The organism is Paenibacillus sp. 01L418, assembly GCF_056400045.1.
The window spans coordinates 1-10,724 of record NZ_JBFTSN010000218.1; the positions used below are offsets into that span (position 1 = coordinate 1).

The 10,724-nt window shown below is 44.5% G+C and carries 5 protein-coding genes, 1 pseudogene and 1 riboswitch; all 6 genes and pseudogenes read right to left on the reverse strand.

What is annotated here, in order from left to right; genetic code table 11:
- A partial coding sequence (locus AC1DSE_RS21830; protein WP_477528177.1) for an EAL domain-containing protein occupies window positions 1-2,830 on the reverse strand: 2,830 nt, incomplete at its 3' end.
- A gap of 84 nt (window positions 2,831-2,914) precedes the next feature.
- Window positions 2,915-3,000: riboswitch (cyclic di-GMP riboswitch) on the reverse strand.
- A gap of 116 nt (window positions 3,001-3,116) precedes the next feature.
- Entirely contained in the window at window positions 3,117-5,702 is a 2,586-nt protein-coding gene (locus AC1DSE_RS21835; protein ID WP_441877534.1) for a metallophosphoesterase, read from the reverse strand.
- 5 nt (window positions 5,703-5,707) lie between these two features.
- A complete protein-coding gene (locus AC1DSE_RS21840) occupies window positions 5,708-6,973 on the reverse strand; it encodes a methyltransferase domain-containing protein (RefSeq protein ID WP_441877537.1) in 1,266 nt (421 codons plus the stop codon).
- A 40-nt stretch (window positions 6,974-7,013) separates the two neighbouring features.
- Window positions 7,014-7,859, reverse strand: coding sequence for a nucleotidyltransferase domain-containing protein (locus AC1DSE_RS21845; RefSeq protein ID WP_441877540.1), 846 nt, complete (start codon window positions 7,857-7,859; stop codon window positions 7,014-7,016).
- 203 nt (window positions 7,860-8,062) lie between these two features.
- The gene (locus AC1DSE_RS21850) at window positions 8,063-9,481 is read right to left on the reverse strand and encodes an RtcB family protein (protein WP_477528178.1); all 1,419 of its coding nucleotides are present in this window, start codon (window positions 9,479-9,481) and stop codon (window positions 8,063-8,065) included.
- 333 nt (window positions 9,482-9,814) lie between these two features.
- Window positions 9,815-10,724 (reverse strand): annotated as a pseudogene (locus AC1DSE_RS21855) (nicotinate phosphoribosyltransferase); the annotation flags it as partial.

Here is a 10,724-nt window from a genome sequence, read left to right on the forward strand (position 1 = left end):
GCTTAATGGCTAGGAAATTAAGCGTATTGACGAGCTCATCCTGCTGCTTTTCTTTTAATTGAAATTGCACACCATATTCATAAATGTCTTTGCCCAGTTCATTGTACCAGACGATAAATCCGAATAGCACATACATTTGATTAAGAATTTTCGTCTTAAACATCAAGAGAATATCGCTGTTAACGGGCAACTTCACACCAACAATAAACCGGAGCCCGCCTGGTCCGATGTTTCGAACAAACACCTCTGTACTCCCAAGCTTCACACTGCTACCTTTGAACATCGTAATGGTCATCTCTGCCAATAGACAATGCTTCAAATCGATTCGAAAGCTTTTTCTCCGATTAACGAGCACCTCTTTACTTGGCATAAATAAAGCAGGCTCTTTACAAGATCTTCGGCTCAAAAGTTGTACGATGCTGTCCGGCTCTACTGGACGACTGAAATAATAACCTTGGATTTCATCGCATCGCTGCTCGCGTAAATAGTTGAACTGCTCCTTCGTTTCAACACCTTCGGCCACCACCTGCATGCCCAGTTCGCCAGCCAATTGAATAATGCATTCAATAATGCTTTTATTTCTACGATCCGTCATCAACTCCTCGATAAATGACCGATCAATTTTGATCGTATCGAGTGCCAAGCGCTTCAATAAATAAAGAGAGGAATAGCCGGTTCCAAAATCATCAAGCGATACTTTGATTTTTCTTTTCTTCAGCTCCAGCAGCAATTCAGTCACCGCATTCTCATTGCTAATAAAGGAGCTTTCCGTTATTTCAATTTCCAATCGATCTTGGGAAATTCCTGTCTCCTCGATGATCTGATCGATGGTATGCAATATATTTTGCTGAAGAAGCTGCTGCACCGAAAAGTTAACCGACAGCGTAACCGAAGGCAGGCCTAAGCTCTGCCACCGTTTATGCTGCATACAGGCTTCGCGAAGCACCCATTCTCCTATCGATACAATAAGCCCCGTTTCCTCTGCGATCGGTATGAATTCAGACGGAGCAACCAATCCCCAATCCGGATGATTCCAGCGCAGCAGCGCCTCAACGCCAACAATTTCCATCGTTTGCGAATGTACGCGAGGCATATAATGAAGGAACAGCTCTCCTCTTTCCTGCGCTTTACGCAAATCATTGCTGAGTGAAAATAATTTGAATGATTGCACATTTAAAGAAGCGGAATAGCACTGTGATTGGTTGCTGCCTCTGGACTTCGCATGATAAAGAGCCGCATTCGCATTTTTCATCAACTGCTCCACCGAGCTCCCATCGCCAGGCGATTGACTGATTCCAATACTTGCAGTTACATTCAGCTCATATCCTTCTATCAAAAATTGCTCATTGATAAGCCTAATAATAGTAGCTGCCATATCCTTAATTTCGTTTTGCTGCTTTACATCAGCTATAATAATTGCAAATTCGTCTCCGCCAAGTCGGAATACGGTTTGGCCATCACGTAAATTGCTCATCAATCGGAAGGCGATTTGTTTCAGCAGCTCATCCCCAATCGGATGCCCCAGCGTATCATTTACATATTTGAAACGATCCACGTCAATCAGCATGATCGCCAGCCTCTGCTTAAAATACTCGCTTACCCTTAGCTGCTTATCTAGCTGGTCTTCAAACATTCTGCGATTTGGCATCTCCGTTAAATAATCGTGGTAAGCCAAATATTGATTTAATTCCTCAGCCTTGCTTCGATCCGTAATATCAAGGACTACGCCAACGATCGCTTGCTCACCCATATTTGACACTTGATTATAGTGCACTTCGCAATGAATATTCGTCCCATCTTGTTTAATGGCTCTGTGGCAGAAATTAGATAAAGACTGCCCCTCCTGTAACTTCGTTAGCTGATTAACGACGGCTTCACGGTCTGAGGGATGAATCGTCTGTATAATATCCATACCGATCAAGGAGTCATAACCGAACATTTTATTGAGCTGATCATTTGAATAAACGAAGTTGTTTTTCTGCGCGACAAAAATACCGACAATGGATTGCTCGACAATACTGCGGTATTTTAATTCGGTCTCAGTCAACGACTGCTCAATCATTTTTTGCTGCGTAATATCCTTGGCAATGCCGTAGACACCGATAAGCTTTTTATTAATAATGATTGGAATATTGGTCACATTAAATTCGACCGTTTGCCCTGTTCTCGTAATGCCTGTCGTATCATAGTTTTGAGGATTCAGCGTCTTGACCGTTTGCTCAAAATATTGAATCGTTTTATCCAGCGCTGCGGCATCTACAAATTTATGAAAACTATCATTAATAATTTCCTCTTTCGTATATCCAAAAAGTTGCTCAAGCACTGAATTGCATGACAAAAAACGCCCTTGTGCGTCTAAAGAAAAGACAGCATCAGGATTGTTTTCAAATATCGATTTATAAAGCTGCTCTTCTAGTGTGAGGCGATGCTGTATTTTTTTATTTTCCGTAACATCCTGAATCATGCCTATCGTCAACAATATCTCGTTTTCGGCATTCCGTATGAACGTAATGTTTTCCACCACATGTCTAACTTCACCGCCCTGACGAACGATTCTGTACTCGGAAACGCTTTCCTTTTTTGATTCAATTGCAAGGTGGAACTGCTCATTAACGCGCTCACGATCTTCGGGATGCACGAACTCAAAAAATTGTTCAATCGTCATCGAGAAATCAGATTTCATACCATATATTTCGAACATTTGATTCGACCAGGATGCTTCTCTGCGAATATGGTCAAACTCCCAGTAGCCTAAATTAGCTAACTTTTGAACAATATTAAAACTACCAACATTAACATTGCCATTAAAACGTTTAATCATTTGTTTCATTGCTAAATATCCCCTCTTATTCATAACGTAGGCGGTAACCTGAAGTTTTTAAGGAGAGGATATAGGTATGTTATCACTCATCCTTTTGGCAACCCAGCCACCTTTGGAAATTTCCTTTAGGCCTGTTGGCTTTGCGTCATTGTCTTTCGACAACTTTGCTTTTTACTAGGACTTTTTACATATACCAGTATTCCATATTATTCCGATATATACCATAACCAATTTCATAATAGGTCGAATGATGTAGAAAAACCTCCCATTTTGGGAGGTTTGGTATATTGATGATTTACAATCTAGGATCTATTTCCTTCTCTTTGGCAACCTCAAACAAAAGATTCGCAACAGCCGCTTGATATCCATCGTTTTCTGGAGCAATTTCAGCAAAAGGAATCGCCAGCATATGCTGTCCTAGCCGGTACTCGTTAAATGATGTACGAAGCTTTTGCGTAATATTTTTTTGCTTGATGAGCTTATTGTACTTGTGCGGAAATCTATAATCATAACCGTAAATAATAGACATGTATTCCTTATTGCGCACTTTCATATAGGGAACCGTGTACGGCTGAGGCATCTCCGGCTTAATCACGACACCTTCCATATGATTGTCTACCGTAAGCGTGTAGAAATATTTTTCTGCAAGCTCATAGCTCTCCGCATCAGACAGAACAAGCGTGATGAATGGATCGTCAGAGAGGAAACGATACATCTCCGAGGTTTTCCACGCTGGCAGCTGCTCGCTTCCGTCTACGTATACGATTTTGAGCAGCGAAAATGGCTTGTATTCAAGCTCCCCAGCCTCGGCATACAGCTCCAGCTGCCTCTTATACGTTTCATATGCTTTGATATGCTCATCAATTGGCCTGTTTTTCTCAAGAATAGAATGAACATGTTTAAAGTTTTGGTAGACGGCTAGGCCATATTTCTCATTAATAGCCCCTTTGCTAAGGTGAAACTGATCCTTTTCAAAACCACTTTCCTTGAAATCATGCGCAAGCTTTCCGAACGCTTCCTCGAATCCATTCGCCTTCAGGAATGCAAGCTCTGTCTCAAGCCCCTTCTCAATTGGCTTAAACTGCTTTTCGATGAGACCTTCTCCCAGCGCCTCCCATGGCAAAAGCTCGCCATCCAGCAGAAGCATCGATATATCGTTTTCCTTCATGTAGCTTCCGAATCTTTGCAGCAGTCGCTCATAAACAGCGGTTAGGTCAACCTTATTTATTTTGTACCCATTGCGGCTCACTGCAAAACATTGCTCGATATCTGCATGCAAATAAACATTGCAGCGTGATCCCATATATTTGGGCTGCAGCACGACCTCTTTAACACCGCGCTCCATAAAATAGTTCAGCCCTTTCCTCAGCGATTCCAGCTCACCCGCCGCTTCATCCTTATCTGCAGGAGACATGGTTCCTGAAATAAAGTTAATTTTATTGCGCGAGCAATACTGCAATCTGCGGGCTTCATCATCATCCAGCTCCTGCAGCGATACTTTGCGTTCCTCTTTGAAGAGAGCAGGAAGCTCGCCTTCCATGCCGGCTATTGCCGATTTCTGTGATTTGAAAGTCGGCTTCACCGACAGAGAAACCGAGGTTAGCAGATTGCCGTGAACTGCGCCTGAATCCAAATGGATTTTATTTCTGATCCGAAATGTTTGTTTAGCAGCCACATGTCCAAAAACATGATACGGCTGGTTTCCTGCTGCATCCCGCTTCAGAAACGCAAGCTGTGCTTCAATCGGCGCCGATCGGTCGAGTCTAAAATTGCGCTGATGACGGATCGAATTCACATCCAGCTTGCCAATATATTTGTTCTCGCATGGCGCGTGAGTCACATAATAGGATGGTCCTGATTTTCCTACCATTCTGTAGAAAGGCTTCGACAGCGATACGAGATGATTAAACTTCTGAAGCAGCTCAGCATCGCCTCTCAGCACCTCAGTCGAATCGAAGTAGGCATGCAGCAGCTCCTCTTCCACACCTTTGATTTCACCACGCATATATTTATGGACGAAGTTTTCATGATTGCCAAGCACAAACAAAAACTTATCCTGATTCGTATATAGGAAATCAATGATTTCCTTAGTGCGGCTTCCCTTATCGATCCAATCTCCAACGAGCAATACTTTTGTACCGCTGACCTTTCCTGTCTCAACCAATACATTGCCCTCTAGTTGAAACCCATGGCTAACGAGCAAAGCCTTCAGCTCATCCACACATTCGTGAACGTCACCGACGATAATCGTCTTCTGGTCCAGCGGTAAAAAAACGTCCAAATACTCAGCAGCATCCTCGATTATAATCTTATAATCCGGATTCGCAACCTTATCCATAGGGGAATAAAAATCTTTAGCCCGCACCTTATGAACTTTGCTATATTTCTCCCTCGAGAGCGAACCAAGCACGTCCTTGCGCAAACGATTAATGTGGCTCGTTATCAGTTTCTTCGAACGCTCCGATGAATAATAATCATCCCGCTTCTTGTAATCAAACAGCACGACTTCAAGGTTGTAGTTATTTTCCTTTGCAACCTCCCTCACTCTCGCCCGGAAATCCTCCGACAAACCTGTTGTATCCACGACAACAAATTCCGCATTGATGGGGAAAGTAGTGACCAGCCGCAGCTTCTCGAACAAAAGGCGGAAAGCCTGATCGCTCGCTTCAAGCATGATTTGATCATATTTATCATAATCAGAGCCTAGAAGCTCTTGTCTAATGCTATCGGATGAAATATATTGCACGTTCGCATTCATGCCCTTGCTGTCATCCCTAAATCGCAGCTGCGGCATCAGCACTTCATTTGCAAAGGTTGTTTTCCCGCATTCCGTCGTGCCAATCAGCATAAAAATCGTATGGACTCTCGTTCTCATTTCCATTGACGCTACTCTCTCCTCTTCCGCAAAATCGCACCCTGCGTCGTTTGTATACCGTTCACTCCATCGCCGATTGCGACATATTGGCTTTCCACGGATTGATCTTTAATCGTTTCGAGCAGCCACTCTTGAAATTCCGCTCGCCCAAGCTCCCATTTATGGTCATCATGCCGGAAGTCTTCCAGCTCATAATAAGCATTAAACTCTGCATTAGGTGTTGTCAGCACAAAATAATCAAAATCAACATGTTCGCATATTTGCCGTATCAGAACAGCTGCCTCATTTAGACTCATATGCTCAATAACCTCGGTCAAAATGACATCCACCTGCTCGCCGTTATAAGCCTCTAGAAAATGTTCAATGGAAGGAAAGGTAGCGATGTTGTCCAGTTCCTTTGCTTTCGCCTTCCGCTCTACCACCTCTAGCAGCGGCTCATGGATATCAACCGCGTAGTAGCTGTCTTCAATTTTGGATGCAAATGGAATCGCATAGAAGCCTTCTCCGCAGCCAACATCGAGAATGGCCTTATTGAACGGAAGCACACTTCCGATATAGCTTCTCCGCTGCTGAGCCGTCCCGCCGAAGGCCAATTGAACCGCATAACGATCTGTTTTCTCCAGCTCTTCTTTATATTTCTTGAACCGGTCTCTTGAAGCTAGAAAATTGCGGGCAAACAAGCTTCGTATATAAAAGGGCGCGTCGATAATTTGGATACTCTTCACATATTTAATCAACACATCATCAGAAATATCGATGTATTCGTCGCTGAACATCGAAAGGAAGAGACAAAGCACACTAACGACATGCATAAGCTCATATAACGATTTATGTGTCTTAATGGTAAGCGAATAGCTCTTATGCGCCAGATGTACTGCTTCAAATGTATAGTCGGTAAGATGCTTCTCAAAAAAATGAATATAACGCAAGAGCTCAATATGAATCATATTGATATGGAAGGTATGCTCGTATTGCTCCGTGTCACTCGAATGCTGCGCTTTAAGCGGCGCTGCAAAAAATTCATTAATCGCTCCCAGTACAAAGAGCGGCGTATTATATCGCGATACATTGAGGTACTCAAATTGGTCCTGCCTATGCTGCTTGTATGAAACCTCATTGTCGGCATCCTTAAAATAAACGTTGAAGGTTGCTTCATCGGTATACCAGCCGTAGGCCATTCCTTTGCGAACGGCGCGCAGCAGCATGCCTGACCCCGGGTTTTTTCTAATGACGAACGAAAAGCTTGGGTTCGTCGATTTCACTTGCACGATAGCCATCCTTAACTTCCCCTTACTTATCAATTAAAAGCAACACTATTTAATCCCAAACCTCTTGTAATGCTCTGCGGAACAAGTCATCAAGCTGATTGTCCTGCGCAGTTCCCCCTTGACCCATTTCGAGTGCGATTTGTTCAAAATGAACCATTCGCTCCTCCAAATAGGAGTTAATAACTTGCAGCCTAGGCTCATAATCGAGCTCGTCGCCCGCTTTTTTCCTGCGCAGCAATTGTTCAACCGTAGCCCTCAGCTCGCTCTGCTCAGGAATAAGCGCCTCTACTAAACGATCAAATTCGTTTGGAGGCATCGAGTTGTACTTCGCAATCCAGCCGCAAGCAAGAATCGGCCTTAACACATAAAAATACTTTTTTATTTTCACTTGCTCGCCTTGCAGATACTCTCGGTAGTTCCCTTTAGCCATATGGAGATAATGGTACATGCACGACTTCGGCGAGAAAGATAACGGAGAGACACTTTGGATTTGTTTGGCTACTGAGTATTTCGTAAAGTATGGAATCGGTGATTGCAGCCATTCGAGCAGAGGCGGATTCGACTTGCGAAACAGATTAAGCGCTTTGCGCAAATCCCAGCCGTTAATATCGAGAAGATCACTTATAGGCCGTTCGATTACATCTCTTTTGTCAAATATCGATAAATACCATTCCACCGGCCTGACGTAAATAAATCGCACGTCGTAATCGCTGTCCTTAGAAGGGAAACCCCAAGCCCTGCTTCCTGATTCACACGCGTAAACGATGCGAACCTGTTCCTCCCGCTCGATTTTACCCAGTTCCAGCAAAATATTTTCATGTATGTTGGTCATTCTAGACACTCCTTTACTCAGCTTCTTCTTGCAAAAAAAAAGACCATGGACAAGATCGTCCATAGTCTAGGAAAAAGAATAGTCAGCAATGCAGCTAACACGAGGTCAGTACACGCTTCCCTTCAAATACCAAACAACGGGTCCGAGGAGTGGAGCTATTCTCTTTGCTTAAATTAAAAGAATTGGATTGTTCATCATTTACGTTAACTAACTGTACTTCTAGATATTGGTTAAACATTCTCCTCGTCCCCCTTCTTTTCCTTTATTTAGGTTCCTTTGACAGCAGCTAACGGTTTGCATTTTGCTACGACCTGCGCAAGCCCGGCTCTGACTACACTCTCAATGATTTGATCTACATCCTTGTATGCCTGCGGTGATTCATCGACCAGCGACTCCATAGAGCGCTGGTTTACGACGATTTCATCATCCGTGCCTACACGCATTGCAATAGCAACCTCTTCTACCGATACGAGCTGCTTCGTTGCGTTCCGTGACCTGATTCGTCCTGCGCCATGACAGATGGAATAATGATTCGCTTTCCCTTCAGCGCTTCCGACCATAATATACGAGGCAGTGCCCATCGATCCTGGTATAAGCGCCGGATGTCCCGTGCTCCGATACGGCTCAGGGTTATCCGGATGTCCTGCCGGCAGCGCTCTTGTTGCACCCTTGCGATGAACGAAATAGGACTGCTCATCTTGATCTTCCTCCCATGCGTAGTTATGCATGAGATCATACAATGTGCGCAGCTCGAATTTGGAGCCGAACACATCCTTGCCCGCCTCCCGGACAGCGTATGCAATCAGGTGGCGATTCACGACCGCATAATTCAAGGCCGAGTACATGAGGTTGACATACGTTTGGCCGAGCGGATGGGATAACGGCGCATATAGCAGCTTAGGATCAGCGGTGCCTATGCCTTCCTGACGCATCATTTTGGCAATGTCCGTGCTGCAATATTGACTGACCGCACCTCCCCAAGCCCGTGAGCCGGAATGAATCATAATGAYCACTTGGCCGTCGAACAGCCCCCATGCTTCGGCAATTTCTCTGTTTTTCTCGGCAATTTCAATCGTTTGAATTTCTACAAAATGATTGCCGCCACCAAGTGTGCCGAGCTGGCGATGCGCGCGATGCCAGACAACTTCAGGAAACTTATCCAGCGCCTCTTCGTCAAAATCAAAGCGGCTGCTCTCCACATGGGTTAAAGAGGTAGCTTTGCGCGGCGTGTAGGCATCAGGAATATATTTTTTCGGCAAGCCGTGCAAGCCCTTCTTCACGATATTCTCAAGTCTAATATCTGAGAAGTAACCTCTTGCATGCTCCTCGACTGGCATATATTTCTCAATAGCCTTAACCAGCTTGCGCCGCAGCTTTACTTCCTTCAAATCATCCTTATGCAGATTTGTAAGCTGTACGCGCATCCCGCATCCGATATCACTGCCTACGATGGAAGGAGATACGTAGCCATCACTCGTATTCCATACCGCTGTTGTACCGATACAGGTTCCCACGCCAACATGCACATCAGGCGTATAGCTCATATATACTTGATTCGGTATTTGTAAGTTGTTGTTCGCCATTTCAAACACTTTATAATCCAAGGACGCGAATAGCTCTGGTCCTGCATAAACATGCACCTGCCCCGAAGGCAGCTTTACTTGCTGATAATACGTTTCTTTCATATCCGATAATCTCCTCAAAATTCAAATGAACACAAAAAAGCCATGGACCCCAAAAAGTCCATGGCTTAATCTTGCGCCTTTATTTCCCAATCGTTGCAGCTTGCAGCATACAAGATTTTAGAAAATAGTCACAGGCCCCGTAGAGGCCGATGAAATGGACTTGCTATATTTAGTTGCATGATTACGTTCTAAATTTAGTCCGAACATTGTCATCGACCTCCTTTCATTTGATTTACATCATAATAATCTGATCACCCAACTTCTGTCAACACATTTATAATAAACCAAAAATAAGATGCTCGAAGGAGCATCTTATTTTCACGGATAAATAACTTATAAATGAGCCAATAAGTTCGCGCGCACCTCAGCCAGCGTCAAATCTCGAACTAGCTTCCCATCCTCAAACACTACTTCGAGCTGATCCTCTGCTTTACGAGCTTCATATTCCTCTGCGCTAAGATTGTCAGTATAGGCAAATTCCCCGTCCTGCTCCGTAACGAGGACAAGACCTGTCTGCGACTTCTTCACGCCATTATCTGTTTTGGGGTCCTTATAGATTTTGCGCTCCTCGCCATTCACAATCGTAAACGTCGATTTTAATGCGAAGCCAAATGTATCCCGCGTATTGTACTGGTAAGTGAACGATCCGATCCCATACACCATATTCGTCGATGCAAAACCTTTTGCTGCCAGCTTCTCGCAAATTTCCTTGCAGCGCGAAATCGTAATCGCATCCCCATAGATCGCCCCGATGTGGCTATCTAGCTGCTTATAGCCCTTCTCCGTAACCGTGCCGCCAAAAATATCCCAGAGTATTTCAATAACGCCTTTACGTTCGAATTCACTCTCTCCATCCGGGTCGCCGCAAATGATTTTGACCGGATCTCCGCTGTCGGGACGAATGACTACCTTGCCGTCCCTGCTCATAATGTCATCCTTCAAGCCGCGAATGACTACGTCAAGCACACTCCATAAATCCCAAGTATCCGATACGATCGAGACGAAGCCATTTGGGTATACCTCTTTGATCAAATAGCGGTACGATGCCATCTCGTCACGCCCGTGCGCGCACATAACGCTATGCTCGGTTGCCGGAATCGACGTACCCACCAATTCCTTTTCTATATTCGCATTATAATAGTTTTCCAAATACAATATCGCTGGTATTGTATCTGTTCCCGTGAACGATAGGAGATGGCCTGCGCTGCTGCCGAGCGCCGATTCAAGCGCACCCATGCCACGC

Excerpts from the sequence above, each read along its gene's own strand:
- AC1DSE_RS21845 (WP_441877540.1), bottom strand. The coding sequence starts at position 7,859 with ATGGACGATCTTGTCCATGGTCTTTTTTTTTGCAAGAAGAAGCTGAGT.
- AC1DSE_RS21835 (WP_441877534.1), bottom strand. The coding sequence starts at position 5,702 with ATGGAAATGAGAACGAGAGTCCATACGATTTTTATGCTGATTGGCACG.
- AC1DSE_RS21840 (WP_441877537.1), bottom strand. The coding sequence starts at position 6,973 with ATGGCTATCGTGCAAGTGAAATCGACGAACCCAAGCTTTTCGTTCGTC.